The 16428-nt window shown below is 72.6% G+C and carries 14 protein-coding genes; 7 read left to right on the top strand and 7 right to left on the bottom strand.

Features of this window, described 5'->3' with window-relative positions:
* Positions 1-4: 4 nt before the first annotated feature.
* The 6 genes from ACA514_RS16020 (at position 5) to ACA514_RS15995 (ending at position 6706) form a co-directional block, all read left to right on the top strand.
* Positions 5-898 carry a terpene synthase family protein gene (locus tag ACA514_RS16020; protein WP_375041916.1) on the top strand — a complete coding sequence of 298 codons (894 nt, stop codon included), beginning with the start codon at positions 5-7 and terminating at the stop codon, positions 896-898.
* Entirely contained in the window at positions 895-2499 is a 1605-nt protein-coding gene (locus tag ACA514_RS16015) for a prenyltransferase/squalene oxidase repeat-containing protein (protein WP_375041914.1), read from the top strand. Before ACA514_RS16020 ends, ACA514_RS16015 begins: the two co-directional genes overlap by 4 nt.
* A 293-nt stretch (positions 2500-2792) precedes the next feature.
* Positions 2793-5252, top strand: a complete 2460-nt coding sequence (locus ACA514_RS16010) for a nitrate- and nitrite sensing domain-containing protein (protein WP_375041913.1) — start codon at positions 2793-2795, stop codon at positions 5250-5252.
* Positions 5249-5674: a roadblock/LC7 domain-containing protein gene (locus tag ACA514_RS16005; RefSeq protein ID WP_375041911.1), complete on the top strand. Its 426-nt coding sequence runs from the start codon at positions 5249-5251 to the stop codon at positions 5672-5674. Before ACA514_RS16010 ends, ACA514_RS16005 begins: the two co-directional genes overlap by 4 nt.
* Complete coding sequence (locus tag ACA514_RS16000; RefSeq protein ID WP_375041910.1) at positions 5671-6099, top strand: DUF742 domain-containing protein; 429 nt, start codon at positions 5671-5673, stop codon at positions 6097-6099. The genes ACA514_RS16005 and ACA514_RS16000 overlap by 4 nt, the downstream gene beginning before the upstream one ends.
* Positions 6080-6706 (top strand): ATP/GTP-binding protein, encoded by a 627-nt coding sequence (locus ACA514_RS15995; RefSeq protein ID WP_375041908.1) that lies wholly within the window; start codon positions 6080-6082, stop codon positions 6704-6706. Before ACA514_RS16000 ends, ACA514_RS15995 begins: the two co-directional genes overlap by 20 nt.
* A gap of 12 nt (positions 6707-6718) precedes the next feature.
* Here ACA514_RS15995 and ACA514_RS15990 read toward each other — a convergent pair whose 3' ends face one another.
* A complete protein-coding gene (locus ACA514_RS15990) occupies positions 6719-7696 on the bottom strand; it encodes a LysR family transcriptional regulator (protein ID WP_375041907.1) in 978 nt (325 codons plus the stop codon).
* Between the two features lie 98 nt (positions 7697-7794).
* On the opposite strand from ACA514_RS15990, the gene ACA514_RS15985 reads away from it, so the two are divergent.
* Complete coding sequence (locus tag ACA514_RS15985) at positions 7795-9033, top strand: MFS transporter (protein ID WP_375041905.1); 1239 nt, start codon at positions 7795-7797, stop codon at positions 9031-9033.
* A gap of 3 nt (positions 9034-9036) precedes the next feature.
* Here ACA514_RS15985 and ACA514_RS15980 read toward each other — a convergent pair whose 3' ends face one another.
* The 6 genes from ACA514_RS15980 to ACA514_RS15955 are packed head-to-tail and all read right to left on the bottom strand — an operon-like array spanning position 9037 to position 16415.
* Entirely contained in the window at positions 9037-10065 is a 1029-nt protein-coding gene (locus ACA514_RS15980; protein ID WP_375042083.1) for a polyprenyl synthetase family protein, read from the bottom strand.
* A 22-nt stretch (positions 10066-10087) separates the two neighbouring features.
* Positions 10088-11698, bottom strand: a complete 1611-nt coding sequence (gene nuoN / locus ACA514_RS15975; protein ID WP_344271342.1) for an NADH-quinone oxidoreductase subunit NuoN — start codon at positions 11696-11698, stop codon at positions 10088-10090.
* Positions 11695-13284 (bottom strand): NADH-quinone oxidoreductase subunit M, encoded by a 1590-nt coding sequence (locus ACA514_RS15970; protein ID WP_375041904.1) that lies wholly within the window; start codon positions 13282-13284, stop codon positions 11695-11697. The genes nuoN and ACA514_RS15970 overlap by 4 nt, the downstream gene beginning before the upstream one ends.
* Positions 13281-15197, bottom strand: coding sequence for an NADH-quinone oxidoreductase subunit L (gene nuoL, locus ACA514_RS15965; protein WP_375041902.1), 1917 nt, complete (start codon positions 15195-15197; stop codon positions 13281-13283). The genes ACA514_RS15970 and nuoL overlap by 4 nt, the downstream gene beginning before the upstream one ends.
* A 10-nt stretch (positions 15198-15207) precedes the next feature.
* The gene (gene nuoK, locus ACA514_RS15960) at positions 15208-15507 is read right to left on the bottom strand and encodes an NADH-quinone oxidoreductase subunit NuoK (protein ID WP_375041900.1); all 300 of its coding nucleotides are present in this window, start codon (positions 15505-15507) and stop codon (positions 15208-15210) included.
* Positions 15504-16415, bottom strand: coding sequence for an NADH-quinone oxidoreductase subunit J (locus tag ACA514_RS15955; RefSeq protein ID WP_375042082.1), 912 nt, complete (start codon positions 16413-16415; stop codon positions 15504-15506). Before ACA514_RS15955 ends, nuoK begins: the two co-directional genes overlap by 4 nt.
* Between the last annotated feature and the right edge of the window lie 13 nt (positions 16416-16428).

The following is a 16428-nucleotide window of genomic DNA, read 5'->3' as shown; positions in this document are numbered from 1 at the left end:
CCCCATGGGAATTCCCGGAACCGAGACGGGCGCGCTGCGGTCGGCGGTCGAGCACGGCAAGATCAGTGCGCTCGCCGTGGACTGCCAGCGCGGCCTGCAGGCCTGCGCCGAGCGGCACGCCGAACTGTTCCCCGCGGGGCCGTTCGATCCCCGGCTGATCAGCGGGGTGACGCTGGCGAACGCCTTCGGCTCCCCGTGGGCGGCCGCGGACGACCTCTCCATCGCCTGCCGCACGTCGCTGTGGGTGTTCGCGGCGGACTGGCTCGTCGACTACGCCGCGAAGGACAGGGCCGAGATCGACGCCCTCACCGGCGCCTGCCTCGCCGTGGCCGACGGCGGCGACCCCGGCGTGCCGCTCACCCGGTTCCTCGCGGAGATCCGCGACGACCTCGCCGGCCGTCCCGCCTTCCCCGTGCTGCGCGCGCGCTGGCGGGCCCAACTCGAACGCTATCTGACGGCGATGACGCGCGAGTGGGAGTGGCACGCCGCCGCGAAAAACGGGGGAGACAGGCCGACCTTCGACGAGTACGTCGGCAACGCCGACAACTTCGGCTCCACGTTCGTCAACGTCTCGCACTGGATCACCACCTGCGGGCCGGCCGCGTTGGAACGCTTCGACGCCCTCTGGGCGGCGAGCGGAACCGTGCAGCGGATCCTCCGGCTGCTCAACGACCTCGCCACGCTCCAGCGGGATCTGGAATGGGGGGACCTCAACCCCCTCATGCTCGGGGCCACCCGCGAGGACGTCGTCAAGCGGATCGACGCGCTGGCGGAGCAGAGCCTCGCCGAACTCGCCCCCCTCCGGGCGGACTGCCCGCACGAGACCACGTACCTGGAGCGCCAGATCGGCTTCAGCACCGGCTTCTACGGACGTACCGACTACTGGGGCGAGCTGTGAGCGTTCAGGACGAGAAGCCCTCCGAACCCCGCGCCGCGGCGGCCGTCTCCGCACCCGATTTGGCCGAGCGCGCGAACACCCTGGTCACCGGCCTCCTGGCCGATCCGTGGGGCCGGATGTCGCCGTCGGTGTACGAGACCGGGCGGCTGGTCGCGCTCGCACCCTGGCTGACCGGGCACCGCGAACGGCTCGGCCACCTCGCCGGCACCCAGCGCCCGGACGGCGGGTGGGGGGCGCCCGGCGCCTACGCGCTCGTCCCCACGCTGAGCGCCACGGACGCGATCCTGACCGAACTGGGCGGCGGCGCCTCCGGGACGGATCGCGGCGTCCTGGCACGGAGCGCCGCGCGCGGGCTGGACACGCTGACCGGACTGCTGGACCGCCTCACCGCGCAGACCGTTCCCGACATGCCCGCCGTGGAGCTGATCTCGGCGTACCTGACCGAGCGGATCAATGACCGCCTGGCGGGGTTCGCGGACTCCCCGTCCGCGGGGCTCGGCCTGCGGCAGGCGCGCATCCGGTTGCGGGCCCCCGATGGCTGGAACGCCGAACTCGGGCGGATCCGGTCGCTGGTGGGCGCGGGGCACCCGGTGCCGGAGAAGCTCCTGCACGCCCTCGAGATCGCCGGGCCGGCCGCGCGCCGGGCGGCCTGTGCCCGGCCCGGTCCGCGCACGGGCGGCATCGGCGCGTCTCCGGCCGCGACCGCGGCCTGGCTCGGCGCCGACGCCCCGCCGCCCCCGGCGGACCCGGCGCGCCGATTCCTCGAGAGGGCCGCCGCGCAGCACGGTGGGCCGGTCCCCTGCGGCATTCCGGTCACCGTGTTCGAGCGGGCCTGGGTGCTGAGCAGCCTCCTGCGGAGCGCGGTCCCCGTCTCCGTGCCCCCGGCCCTGACCGCGTCCCTGGCCACCGCGATCGGGGCGTCCGGAACCCCCGCCGGCGAAGGCCTGCCCGCGGACGCCGACACGACCTCCGTGGCGCTGCACGCGCTGGCGCTGCTCGGCTCGCCGCACGAGCCCGACAGTCTCCTCCAGTACGAATTGCCCGACCATTTCTGCACGTGGGAAGGCGAACAGGGGGCGTCCGTCACCACCAATGCCCACGTGTTGGATGCTTTCGGGGAATTCCTGAAACATCGCCCGGATGCCCGGGCCCGCTACGCGCCGTCCATGGTGAAGGCCGCGCGCTGGCTGCAGAGCCGGCAGCACCCGGACGGAAGCTGGACCGACAGATGGCATGTCTCCCCCTACTATGCGACCGCCTGCGCCGCACTCGCACTGCGGCACTTCGGGGGCGTCGCCGCCGGCGGCCATGTCCGCCGCGCCGAACAGTGGGTCCTCGACGGCCAGCGCGCGGACGGTTCCTGGGGGTGGTGGACCGGCACCGCGGAGGAGACGGCGCACGCGATGCTCGTCCTTCTCTCGACGGCCGGGCGCGGCCCGCTACCGCCTCGTGTCCGCGCGGCGGCCGACCGCGGCAGGGCCTGGCTGCTCGGCGCCCCCGCCTGGACGGACGGGCCGGCCCTGTGGCATGACAAGGACCTCTACCTGCCCGGCGCGATCGTCGAAGCGAGCGTCCTGAGCGCCCTTCACCTGGCACGATAGAGCCGCCGGCGAGAACGCAAGTCCGAACGCGCACGGACCCGGTGAATTTCACCACAGCGATCCGCGCAGATGTCCTCGTCGAATAGTGGATATTGACGCCTTGCCGCAATGCCACGTTGCTAAGGTGCTGCGGTGTGCGACGGCGTCCAACCCTCGGCGCGCCGCACACTCGGACACGACTCGCCGGCCCTTCCACCGTCTCGGGATTGCGGGTCACGCTCATATGCCGTTGGGACAGGTCGTCAATGCGCCTCCGCAATTCACGTCTGCGGACCAAAATCACAGCCCTGCTGTTGTCACTGGCCGCGCTCTGGGCATTCGCCGCATGGGTGACGCTGCGGGACGGCCTCGGACTCCTGTGGGCCAACACCCTGGACGAGAAGATCAGCCGCCCGACCGTGTCGATGGTGACGGCCCTGCAGGAGGAGCGCCGGGCCTCCCTCATCTACATGGCCTCTCCCCGGCCGCCGCAGCGCCAGGCGCTGCTCTCCGCGCGCACGAGGACCGACGCCGCGATCACCAAGATCCGCTCCAGCGCGTCGGGGAATGACGTCTCCTGGGCGGCGGGCGACTCTCTCAAGGCACGCCTCAAGCAGATGCTCGGCGCGATGGACGGCCTCTCCGGCGACCGGTCCGCGGTGGACGCCCGCCGCGTCTCCCGCGGCCAGGCGTCCACCGGCTACGACGGCGTCATCGACACCGCGTTCCTGGTCTTCAACTCGACCGGCGCCGTGCTGAACGACGAGTCCATCTCCAAGGACAGCCGGACGCTCAACGCGATGACCCGCGCGAAGGAGGTCCTCGCCCGCGAGGACGCGCTGCTCGCCGGCGCGATCGCCGCGCGGCGGTTCGAACCGGGCGAGCACGCCCGCTTCGTCGGCCTGGTCGGCACCTCCCGCTTCCTGGACAACGAGGCCGCCGCCGAGCTTCCGGCCAAGGACCACGCGCGCTACGAGCAGCTCATGTCGGGCCCCACCTTCACCCGCCTGCGCGCACTCGAGGACTACACGATCCAGCGGAACACCGTCCGGCCGCCCATCCAGGCGGCCGACTGGCAGGCCGCCGCCCAGCCCGCGCAGGACGGCCTGGAGAAGCTCGTCCTGACCGGCGGTGACGAGCTGGTGGCGCGCGCCAAGCCGGTCGGGATCGGCATCATCGTCCGGCTGCTGCTGGCCGGCGGTCTGGGCCTGCTCGCGGTCATCGCGTCGATCGTCGTGTCCATCACCACGGCCCGCGCGCTGGTGCGCCAGCTGGAACGGCTGCGCGCCGCCGCCTGGGAGCTGGCCGAGCAGCGGCTGCCCGGCGTCGTCGAACGGCTCGGGCACGGCGAGAAGGTGGACGTCTCGGTGGAGGCGCCCCCGCTGCAGTTCGGCACGGACGAGATCGGGCAGGTGGGACGCGCGTTCAACGCCGTCCAGGAGACCGCGATCCGCACCGCCGTCGAGCAGGCCGAACTGCGCCGCGGCATCCGGGACGTCCTGCTGAGCCTGGCCCGCCGCACCCAGACCCTCGTGCACCGGCAGCTGACCATGCTGGACACCATGGAGCGCCGCCGCGACATCGAGGTCAAGGAGCTGGAGGAGCTGTTCCGGCTCGACCACCTGGCGACCCGGATGCGGCGCAACGCCGAGAACCTCATCGTGCTGTCGGGCGCGCTGCCCGCCCGCGGCTGGCGCAGCTCGGTGCCGATGATCGACGTCGTGCGCGCCGCGGTCGGCGAGGTCGAGGACTACACCCGCGTCACCGTGCTGCCGTTCGGCCCGATCGAGCTGGCCGGACGCGCCGTCGGCGACGTCACCCACCTGCTCGCCGAGCTGATCGAGAACGCCGTGACGTTCTCCCCGCCCGACACCGTCGTGCAGGTCGGCGGGCACCTGGTCGCCAACGGCTTCGCGATCGACATCGAGGACCGCGGGCTCGGCATGACCGACGAGAAGCTCGCCGAGATCAACGCGCGGATCGAGGACCCGCCCGACTTCAACCTGCAGAGCTCGGTGCAGCTCGGCCTGTTCGTGGTCAGCAAGCTCGCCGAGCGGTACGGGCTGCGGGTCTCGCTGAAGCGGTCCGCCTACGGCGGCACCACCGCGGTCGTCGTCATCCCGACGGAGCTCGTCGTCGAGGAGAGCGACCGCGTGCGGGTGGCGGCGGCGACGACCACGCGGAACGGCCTGGAGGTGCGGCAGCCGACCGCCGTCGGCGCCGCCCGCTCCGGCGGCACCGCGACGCTCACCGCCGGCGGCGGCACCGGGCCGCAGCAGGCGCCGTCCGCGCCGGCGCTGGTGGCGGTGCCGCCGCCCGCGCCCGACCCGGCGCCGCAGGCCCCGCGTGCCGTCGCGGGCTCGTCGGGCCCGCCCGCGAGCGGCGGCGGCGCCCCAGAACCCGGCCTGCCCGACGGGCAGGACGCGCCCCCCGCGGACGAGCCGCGCTCCCACGCCGGCGACCCGTCCACTCCGTCCGGTGCGGGCGGGGGGCATCCCGACCCCACCCAGCCGGAGGACCAGCCGCCCGTGCCCGACATGTCCACCACGCCTTCCGGCCTGCCCGTCCGGGTGCCGCAGGCGAACCTCGCCGAACCGCTGCGCACCGACGAGCCCGTCGCGGCCGCCGAGCCCGACGAACCCGACGATCCGGGCCGCTCGCCCGAGGAGATCCAGCGGATCATGGGCTCGTACCAGCGCGGCACCCGGCAGGGACGTTCGGACGCGGCCGAGGCCCTCGGCAATCGAGCAGCGGAAGGCGAGGAAGGTCAGTGACGCAGAAGACCGGTTCATCGTCCGATCTGGGCTTTTTGCTCGACGATCTGGTCCACCGGTTGCCGCATGCGCGCAACGCGGTGGTGCTGTCGGCCGACGGCCTGCTGATGGCCTCCTCGGCGGGCATGGGCCAGGACGACGGCGAGCACCTGTCCGCGGTGGCCGCGGGCATCCAGAGCCTCGCCAAGGGCGCCGGCACCCGGTTCGGCGGCGGCCCCGTCCGGCAGACGATCGTCGAGATGCAGTCGGCGTTCCTGCTGGTGACGGTGGCCGGCAAGGGCGCCTGCCTGGCGGTGCTGGCCGCCGCGGAGGCCGATGTGGGCCTGATCGCCTACGAGATGGCGATGCTCGTCACGAGCATGGGCCACCACCTCACCTCGCCGTCGCGCTCGGAGTCCGCCGCGGAGGGACGGCCGACATGATGCCCCCGGAGGAGCCGGGCCAGGAGCCCTGGCCCGAGGATCCCGCGCTGCACACCCCCGGCCACGAGCGGGTCTACGACGAGAGCGCCGGCCCGATGGTGCGGCCCTACGTGATGACCAGCGGCCGGATCGAGCCCGTGCACGGCAGGTTCGACCTCATCACGCTGGTGGTGGCGGCCGGCCCCGAGCCGGAGGGCGCGATCGGCCTCGGCCCCGAGCACCTGGCGATCATCCGGCTCTGCCAGCAGGTGATGTCGGTCGCCGAGCTCACCGGCCACCTCGACCTCCCCGTCGCGACCGTGCGGGTGCTGCTCGGCGACCTGGTCGGCAAGGGGTTCGTCTCGATGCAGGAACCCGAACCGGAGGCGGACATGCACGACATCAGGCTCTACAAGGCGGTGATCGATGGTCTCCGGGCCCTCTGACGCCGGCGGCGGGCGGCACGACGCGCGCGCCCGCCGGATGCCCACCGCGGTCAAGATCGTGATCGCGGGCGGTTTCGGGGTCGGCAAGACGACGATGGTCGGCACGGTCTCCGAGACCCGGCCGCTGCGCACCGAGGAGGTCCTCACCGACGAGGGCGTCGGCGTCGACGACGTCTCCGGGGTGGAGCGCAAGAAGACCACCACCGTCGCGATGGACTTCGGCCGCCTCACCTTCCGCGACGAGTACGTCCTCTACCTGTTCGGCACCCCCGGCCAGGAGCGCTTCTGGTTCATGTGGGACGAGGTGGCGCTCGGCGCGCTCGGCGCCGTGGTGCTCGCCGACACCCGCCGCCTGTCGGACTGCTTCCCGTCCGTCGACTACTTCGAGCGCCGCGGCACCCCGTTCGTCGTCGCCGTCAACTGCTTCGAGGGCGCCAAGCAGTACGACCTCGCGGAGATCCAGCTGGCGCTGAACCTGGGGCCGAAGGTCCCGGTCATGCTCTGCGACGCCCGCCGCCTCGACTCGTGCAAGCAGGTGCTCATCGACCTCGTCCTGCACGCGATGAAGTACCGCGGCCTCCCCGCCCTGGAGACCCAGGGCGCCTGATACGCGGGCCGCCTAACCGCCGCCGGGTCCGGTGAGAGCCGGGGCTTCCCGTCCGGCGGCGGGCAGGGCGGGCGCGGCGGGTGCGCGGCCCCGTGCCGCGCCTTCGGCGGCGGCGGCAACGGCGGCGGCGAAGGCGCGGACGCCCGCGGTGGCGCGGTCGCGGTGCCAGACGAGCGTGAGCGCCGAGTCGGGCAGGCCGGTGAGCGGGACGAAGACGACGTCGCCCCGCACGTGCCGGCGGGCGGTCGGGACGCACAGCGGCATCGCGCCGCGTCCCGCCGCGACCATCGCCAGGGCCTCCTGGATCGTGCCGACGGCCGGCCCGGACGGGACGGCGCGGCCGCCGGGCGTCAGGCCCGGCGACTGCGCCTCGCGCCAGTACCGCGGGGCCGGCCCGGCGATCCGGATCAGCGGATGCCCGGCCAGGTCCTCGGCGGGGACCGACGGGCGGTCCGCGAGCGGGTGGCGGGCCGGGACGGCGAGGCTCAGCGGCGCCTCGGAGAAGACGGGCCCGGAGGCGAGACCGGGCTCCCGCACCGGCGCCAGCACGATCGCCGCGTCGACGTCCCCGTCCCGGACCTGCCCGAACGGGTCGGCCAGCGGCACCTCGACGGTCCGCATTTCGCAGCCGGGATGGTCGCGCTGGAACGCGCGGACGAGGCCGGTCAGGTCCTCGTCCAGCGAACCGAGGAAGCCGATCCGCAGGACGCCGCCGACGCCGCGGGCCTTGGCCCTGGCGGCTTCGACGGCGTCGACGAGGGCCGTGTAGGCGGGGGCCAGCTCGTCGCGCAGACTGGCGCCGAGCGGGGTCAGCCGGACGCGGCGGCTGGTGCGTTCCACGAGCCGGGCGCCGATCCGCGTTTCCAGGGAGCGCAGCAGCTGGCTGACGCGGCTCTGCGAGAGGTAGAGGCGTTCCGCCGTCCGGCCGAAGTGCAGCTCCTCGCTGAGGACGAGGAAGCATTCGATTTCCCGGGCCTCCAGTTCCGGCACGCCGCCGCTCCTCTGGTCGCTGATCGATGAGCCTCGCTCATAGAAGGATGCAATCTTCGCCGTTGTTCCCGGTGCGGCGCCGGACCAGGGTCGAAGGCATGACGGTTCCTTCCGACTCCTCGCCGCGGCGCGGTTGGCCCGCGGTGTTCGCGGTCGCCGCGGCCACGTTCCTCGTCGTCACCAGCGAGATGCTGCCGGTGGGACTGCTGACGTCGATCGGCCCGGACCTCGGGGCGTCGGCGGGCACGGCCGGGCTGGCGATGACCGTGCCCGGCGTGGTCGCGGCGCTCTGCGCGCCCGTGCTGCCCGCGGCCACCGCCCGGCTGGACCGCCGCGCGGTGCTGGCCGCGCTGGCGGGCCTGCTGGCGCTGGCCGACCTCGGTTCGGCCGCCGCGCCCGGGCTGCCCGCGTTGCTGGCCTCGCGGATCCTGGTCGGCGTGGCGATCGGCGGGGTGTGGGCGATCGCCGGCGGGCTCCCGGCGCGGCTGGTACCGGAGCGCTCCGCCGGCGCCGCCACCTCGGTGATCTTCGGCGGGATCTCGGTGGCGTCGGTGGCGGGCGTCCCGGCGGGGACGCTGATCGGCGACCTCGCGGGCTGGCGGGCCGCGTTCGCCGTGGCCGGGGCGCTGTCCCTGGCCGCGTGCGTGGCCCTCGCCGCGCTGCTGCCGGCGCTGCCCGCCACGAGCCCGGCGGGTCTGCGGGGCGTGCCTCGGGTGCTGCGCGCACCGGCCGTCCGGGCCGGCCTCATGGTGACGTTCCTGCTGGTCACCGGGCACTTCGCGGCGTACACCTACGTGCGTCCCGTGCTGGAGCGGGTGTCCGGCGTGGACCCGGACCTGATCAGCACCCTGCTGCTGTTGTACGGCGTCGCGGGCGTCGCCGGGAACTTCGCCGCGGGGACGGCCGCCGCGCGCGGCCCGCGCCGCACCCTCCTGCTGCTCGCCGCGCTGCTCGCGCCGGCCGTGCTGCTGTTCCCGGTCGCGGGCCGGGCCCCGCTCCCGACCGTCGCGCTGCTGGTGCTGTGGGGCGCCGCATACGGCGGTGTCTCGGTCACCTTGCAGACGTGGCTGCTGCGGGCCGTGCCGCCGTGCTCCGCCGAGCCGGCGTCGGCGCTGTTCGTCGCCGCGTTCAACCTCGCCATCTCGCTCGGGGCGCTGGCGGGCGGACGGGTGGCCGACACCGCCGGGGCCGCGGGCGCCCTGTGGCTGGGCGGCGCGCTGGGCTGCCTCGCCCTGGCCGCCGCCGCGACACTCGGCCGTGCGAAGGAAACGGAAGGCCGACCGGACGCGGCGCCGGTCCCGGCCCGCCCCGCGGGCGTGCCGGACCGGCGGCCCTAGTCGTCAGCCGGTACGCGAGACCACGTAGTCGCAGAGGCCGGTGAAGGCGTCGCGGGCGGGGATGGCGGGGAGGGTGAGGAGCTCGGCGCGGGCGTCCGCCGCGCACTGGCGGAGGTCGGCGCGGGCCTGGTCCATGGCGGGGTGGGCGCGCAGCAGGGCGAGGGCCTCGGCGTGCAGCGCGTCGTCGGACAGGTCCTGGACGAGCAGCTCGCGCAGCCGCGCGTCGTCCGGGCCGGAGCCGACGCCGCCGAGGACGAGGTGCATCGGGAGGGTGCGGATGCCTTCGCGGAGGTCCGTGCCGGGGGTCTTGCCCGACTCGTCGGTCTCGGAGGTGATGTCGAGGATGTCGTCCTGCAGCTGGAAGGCGACGCCGATCTTCTCGCACGCGGAGGTGATGGTGTCGACGACGTGCGGGTCGGCGCCCGACAGCAGCGCGCCGAACTGGCCGGACACCGTGATGAGGGAGGCGGTCTTGTCCGCGACGACCTGCAGGTAGTGCTTGAGGGGGTCGGCGTCCTCGGCGGGGCCGACGGTCTCCTGGATCTGGCCGCGCACCAGCCGGGCGAACGCGCGGGCCTGGATCCGGACGGCCTCGGGGCCGAGGTCGGCGAGCAGGTCGGACGCGCGGGCGAACAGGTAGTCGCCGGTGAGGATCGCGACGGTGTTCGTCCACCGGGAGTTCGCGGACGCCTGGCCGCGCCGGACGGTCGCCTCGTCCATGACGTCGTCGTGGTAGAGGGTGCCGAGGTGGGTCAGCTCGACGACGACGGCGGCGGGCACGACGCCGGGGGCGGCGGGGTCGCCGAAGTGGGAGGCGAGCAGCACCAGCATCGGCCGGAACCGCTTCCCGCCGGCCTCGACGAGGTGCTTGGAGGCCTGGGTGAGCAGCGGGTCCTCGCCCCGCACGGATTCCAGCAGCAGTTCCTCGACTGCGGCCAGGCGCTCCCTGGCGTCGGCCGCGAGGGCCGAGTCGACGGGAAGCCCGAACGGGCCGGGCTCCTGCCGAGCCGGCCCGCCGGACTTCTCAGCGATTGGGTCGCTCACCCAAGACTCCCTACCGGACGAACATGTGGGTCGTGGCGTGGCCCGCAAGGTCCAGAATGGGCTGCGGGATCACGCCGAGTACCACAGTAGCCGTCGCTCCGAGCGCCACCGCAGCCGCGGTGGCCGGCCCCGCGACGACGACGGGGCCGTCCGCCTCCGGCTCGCTGAAGAACATCACGACGATCACCTTCACGTAGAAGAAGGCGGCCACCGCGGAGGAGACGACGCCGACCACGACCAGCGGGGTCGCGCCGCTTTCGACGGCGGCCTTGAACACCGCGAACTTGCCGGTGAAGCCGCTGGTCAGCGGGATGCCGGCGAAGGCGAGCAGGAAGAAGGAGAACACTCCGGCGACGACCGGGGAGCGCTTGCCGAGCCCCGCCCAGCGCGACAGGTGCCCGGCCTCGCCGCCGGCGTCGCGCACCATCGTGACGACCGCGAAGGCGCCGATGGAGGTGAAGCCGTAGGCGACGAGGTAGAACATCGTGCTGGACAGGCCGTCCTGGGAGGTGGCGACGACGCCCATGAGCAGGAAGCCCGCGTGCGCGATGGACGAGTACGCCAGCATCCGCTTGATGTCGGACTGCGTGATCGCGATGATCGCGCCGACCACCATCGTGAGAATCGCCACGCCCCACATGTAGGGCCGCCAGTCCCACTTCAGCGTCTCGAACCCGACGTAGTACACCCGCAGGATCCCGCCGAACGCGGCGACGACCGTGCACGACGCCATCAGCGCGGTGATCGGGGTCGGGGCGCCCTGGTACACGTCCGGCTTCCACATGTGGAAGGGGACGCCGCCGAGCTTGAACAGCAGCCCGACCGACAGCAGCGCGACGCCCGCCAGCAGCAGGGTCTCGCTGCCGGCGTCCTTGCTGACCTGCGCGGAGATGTCCGACAGCCGGACCGAGCCGGCGTAGCCGTACAGCAGCGCCGTCCCGTACAGGAAGAACGCCGAGGAGAACGCGCCGAGCAGGAAGTACTTGACGGCCGCCTCCTGGGAGAGCAGCCGCCGCCGGCGGGCGAGGCCGCACAGCAGGTACAGCGGCAGCGACATGACCTCCAGCGCCACGAACATGGTGAGCAGGTCGTTGGCGGCGGGGAACATCAGCATGCCGCCGACCGCGAACATCATCAGCGGGAACACCTCGGTCTGGGTGATCCCGGCGGCGGCGCTGCGCTGCTCGGCCTCGCTGCCGGGCAGCGCGGACGCCTGCGGCGCGAAGTGGCCGCCGACGATGCCGCCGCTGCGCCCGTTGCCGCGCTCGGCGATCAGCAGCAGGCTGACCAGCGCGAGGACGAGGATGGTGCCCTGCAGGAACAGGGTCGGGCCGTCCACGCCGAGGGCGCCCTGCGCGGCGACGTGGTGCGGGTCGTCGCGCCAGCCGAGCAGGATCGTCCACACGAACGCGCCCGCGAGGCCGAGGAACGCGACCGGCACCTGCACCGCGTACCGCCAGGTGCGGCCGACGAACGCCTCCACGAGGACGCCCGCGACGGCGATGCCGAGGACGAGCAGCAGCGGGCCGATCTGGCCGTACTCGATGTGCGGCGCCGGGATGTCACCCCCCTGGGCGAGCACCCCATGAGCCACCGGGCTCACGTGACTGGCAGGGCTCATGGACGTGCTCCGTTCTCGGCGACGTTACCGGTGAGCGTCGGCGCCGGGTCGTGCCGGTCGACACGGGCGAGCGTCTCCTTCACCGACGGGTTGATCACATGCAGCACCGGCTGCGGGAAGAAGCCCATCGCCACGATGATCGCGATGATCGGGGCGACGGCCCACTTCTCGCGGGCCGTGAGGTCCTTCATGCCCTCGACGGCCGGGACCTTCGGGCCGCCCATCGTCCGCTGGTACATCCACAGGACGTAGACGGCGGCGAGGACGACGCCGGTGACGGCGAAGCACGCGGCCACCTTGTAGCGGCTGAACGTGCCGACCAGCACCAGGAACTCCGACACGAACGTCGACAGGCCGGGCAGCGACAGCCCGGACAGGCCGGCGACGAGGAACGTCCCGGCGAGCACCGGCGCGGCCTTCTGCACCCCGCCGAAGTCGGTGATCTTCGCCGACCGGCGCCGGACGATCATGAAGCCGACGAGCAGGAACAGCGCGCCGGTGGAGAAGCCGTGGTTCACCATGTAGAGCGCGGCGCCGGACTGGCCCTGCGAGGTCATCGCGAAGATGCCGAGCACGATGAACCCGAAGTGCGACACCGAGGTGTAGGCGATGAGCCGCTTCAGGTCGACCTGCCCGATCGCGAGGACCGCGCCGTAGATGATGCTGATCACCGCGAAGACGAGCACCGCGGGCGTCGCCCACTTGGACGCGCCGGGGAACAGCTCCAGGCAGAACCGCAGCATCCCGTAGGTGCCGACCTTGTCGAGCACGCCGACGATCAGCACGAGCGCGCCGGGCGGCGACTGCTGCGCCGCGGTCGGCAGCCAGGTGTGCACCGGCACCATCGGCGCCTTGATCGCGAACGCGACGAAGAAGCCGAGGAACAGCCACTTGGCGGTGGTCGGGTCGACGTGCAGCCCGCGCAGCTCCTCGAACATGAAGGTGCCGTGGCCGAGGCCGCCCTCGCCGACCGGCTTGTTCGACAGCGGGTACAGCCAGATGACCGAGACGAGCATCAGCAGCCCGCCGAACAGCGAGTACAGCAGGAACTTCACCGCGGCGTAGGAGCGCTCGCGGGCGGCGCCGCCGCCGTAGTGCCCGATGATGAAGTACACCGGGATGAGCATCGCCTCGAAGAAGACGTAGAACAGGAACACGTCGGTCGCCGCGAAGACGCCGATCATCGCCGCCTCGAGGGTCAGCAGCAGCGCGAAGTAGGCCTTCACCGACCGCTTCGCCGGGACGTCCACGCCGCCGGACCGCTCGTCCTCGTTCCAGGACGCGAGCATGACCAGCGGGACGAGGATGACCGACAGCAGGATCAGCACCAGCGCGACGCCGTCGACGCCGAGCGCCCAGTGGATCCCGAACTCCTTGATCCACCAGTACTTCTCGGTGAACTGGAACCGGTCGCCGCCGGCGTCGAAGCCGGCCGCCATGACCAGGGCGAGGACGCCCACGAGGGCGGAGACGCCGAACGAGAACCACTTGACCAGCGGCTCGTTGTCGCGCGGCAGCACGCTGACCGCGACGGCGCCCAGCAGTGGCAGCGCGATGAGGACGCTCAGCCAGGGAAAGTCGCTCATGACACGTTCACCACCAGGAGGGCGGCCACGACCAGCGCGGCGCCGAAGAACATGGACAGTGCGTAGGAGCGCGCGAAGCCGGTCTGGATGCGGCGGAACCGGCCGGACGTGCCGCCGATGAGGGCGGCGAGCCCGTTGACGGCGCCGTCGACGCCGCGCCCGTCGAACCAGACCGCGAGCCGGGTCAGCCACTGGCCGGGCCGCATCAGCAGCGACTCGTTGAGGGCGTCGCCGTACAGGTCCTTGCGGGCCGCGACGGTGACGAACGAGCCCTTGGGGGCCTCGCGCGGCACGGCTCGGCGGCCGTACTGCATCCAGGCGATCCCCACGCCGACGATCATCAGGACGAACGTGGCCGCGCCCGGCGCGGTGATCCACTTGAAGTCCTCGGCGTGCTCCGGCTTGCCGGTGACGGGCTCCAGGAAGTCGGCGAACCCGCCGAGGACCAGCAGCCCGCCCGCGGCGACCGAGCCGATCGCGAGGACCATCAGCGGGATGGTCATCACCTTGGGCGACTCGTGCGGGTGCACGCCCTCCTCCCAGCGCTTCGCGCCGAAGAAGGTCATGATCATCACGCGCGCCATGTAGTAGGCGGTGATGGCCGCGCCGACCAGCGCGCAGGCGCCGAGGATCGCCCCGGACGCGCCGCCCTTGTCGAACGCCGCCTCGATGATGCCGTCCTTGGTGAAGAAGCCGGAGAATGGCGGGCACCCGATGATGGCCAGGAACCCGAGCCCGAAGGTGACGTAGGTCGTCATCATGACGCCGCGCAGCGCGCCGTAGTGGCGCATGTTCACGTCGTCGTGGGTGCCGTGCATGACCGACCCGGCGCCGAGGAACAGGCCCGCCTTGAAGAAGCCGTGCGCGATGAGGTGCGCGATGGCGAACACGTACCCGGGCCGGCCGAGGCCGGCGGCGAGCGTCATGTAGCCGATCTGCGACATCGTCGACCCGGCGAGGGCCTTCTTGATGTCGTCCTTGCCGCAACCGATGATCGCACCGGCGAGCAGCGTGGCCGCGCCGACGATCGTCACCACCAGCTGCGCGGTGTCGGACATCTCGAAGATCGGCCCGGACCGGACGATCAGGTAGACGCCCGCGGTCACCATCGTCGCCGCGTGGATGAGCGCCGACACCGGGGTCGGGCCCTCCATCGCGTCCAGCAGCCAGGACTGCAGCGGCAGCTGCGCCGACTTGCCGCACGCGCCGAGCAGGAGCAGCAGCCCGATCGCGGTCGCGGTGCCGGTGCTCAGCCTGGTGGCGAGCCCGGCGTGCTCGGCGCCCGTGCCGAGGATCGGCCCGAAGTCGACGGTGCCGAACGTGGCGAACATCAGCGCGATCGCGATGATCAGCCCCATGTCGCCGACGCGGTTGACGACGAACGCCTTCTTCGCCGCGGTCGCCGCGGTCGGCTTGTGCTGCCAGAACCCGATCAGCAGGTACGAGGCGAGGCCCACGCCCTCCCAGCCGAGGAACAGCACGAGGAAGTTGCCGCCGAGGACGAGCAGCAGCATCGCCGCGACGAACAGGTTCAGGTAGCCGAAGAACCGGCGCCGGTCGGGGTCCTCGGCCATGTAGCCGACGGAGTAGATGTGGATGAGCGAGCCCACCCCGGTGATCAGCAGCACGAAGCTGATGGACAGCGGGTCCACCAGCAGGTCCATGCCGATCTTGAACTGGCCGACGCCGATGAAGTCCCACAGGTGCACGGTGCGGCGCCGCGAGGCGTCGTCGTAGCCGAGCATCTGGACGAGCATCGCGACGCCGATGGCGAACGACGCCACCGGCGTCAGCACGCCGAGCAGGTGCCCCCACTTGTCGGTGCGCCGGCCTCCGAGCAGGAGGACCGCGGCGCCCAGCAGGGGCAGCGCGACGAGAAGCCAGGACGCGGCCTGGATGCCTTCCGCTTTCATCCCCGACCTCTCAGTACTTCAGCAGGTTCACGTCGTCGACCGACGAGGACCTGCGGGTCCGGAAGATGGTCATGATGATCGCCAGGCCGACCACGACCTCCGCCGCCGCCACCACCATCACGAAGAACGCGATGATCTGGCCGTCGAGGGTGCCGTGCATGCGGGAGAACGTCACGAACGCCAGGTTCGTGGCGTTCAGCATCAGCTCGACGCACATGAACACCACGATCGCGTTGCGGCGCACGAGGACGCCGAGACCTCCGATGGTGAACAGGATCGCCGAGAGCGCCAGGTAGTGCCCCGGACTCATTGACCAGCCTCGCCTTCACGCTCGTTGCCGCCCGCGCCGCCGCCGGAACCGCCGGCGGCCGGCGTGCCGGCCCTGACGACGCGCGACTCGGCGTCGGCGTCCTTCGCCTCTTCCGTCGCCGCCCTGACCGCGGCGACGTCCGCGTCCACCGCGGCCTGCTCGGTGCCGCCGTACAGGTCGGCGTGCCGCTCGGCGGTGTCGGTGCGGGCCGCGACGACGGGGTTGACCGACAGCTCCGACGGCGTCCCGTCCGGCAGCAGCGCCGGCATGTCGACGGCGTTGTGCCGGGCGTAGGTGCCGGGGCCGGGCAGCGGCCCGGGGTGCTCGCCGGACGCGAAGCGCCGCTTCGACAGGTCCTTCTGGGTCGGCTTCGGCTCGGTGCGCTCGCGGTGCGCCAGCACCATCGCGCCGAGCGCCGCGGTGATCAGCAGCGCGCTGGTCGCCTCGAACGCGAACACGTACTTGGTGAACAGCAGCCGCGCCAGGCCGAGGACGTTGCCGTCGGCGTTGGCGGCCTTCAGCCCGGCGGAGTCGCCGAGCGCGGCGTTGCCGAGCCCGGTGCCGAGCAGCACGACGAACCCGATCGCGACGATGACCGCCCAGAACCGCTGGCCCTTGATCGTCTCCACCAGCGAGTCGGTGGAGGTGACGCCGACGAGCATCAGCACGAACAGGAACAGCATCAGCACGGCGCCGGTGTAGACGATCACCTGGACGAACGCCAGGAACGGCGCGTTCTGGATCGCGTACATCGCGGCGAGGCAGAGCATCACGGTCGCCAGCAGCAGCGCCGAGTGCACCGCCTTGCGGACCAGGATCATGCCGAGCGCGGCGCAGACCGACACGACCGCGAGCAGCCAGAAGAAGAACGGCTCCCCCGACTGCTTGTCGGCGACGTGCCCCGCCAGGACGCCGGCGGCC

The organism is Actinomadura sp. NTSP31 (assembly GCF_041951385.1).
GTDB lineage: Bacteria > Actinomycetota > Actinomycetes > Streptosporangiales > Streptosporangiaceae > Spirillospora > Spirillospora napierensis.
Note: the sequence above shows the minus strand (reverse complement) of the source record. Positions and strands in the feature narration are given on the sequence as shown.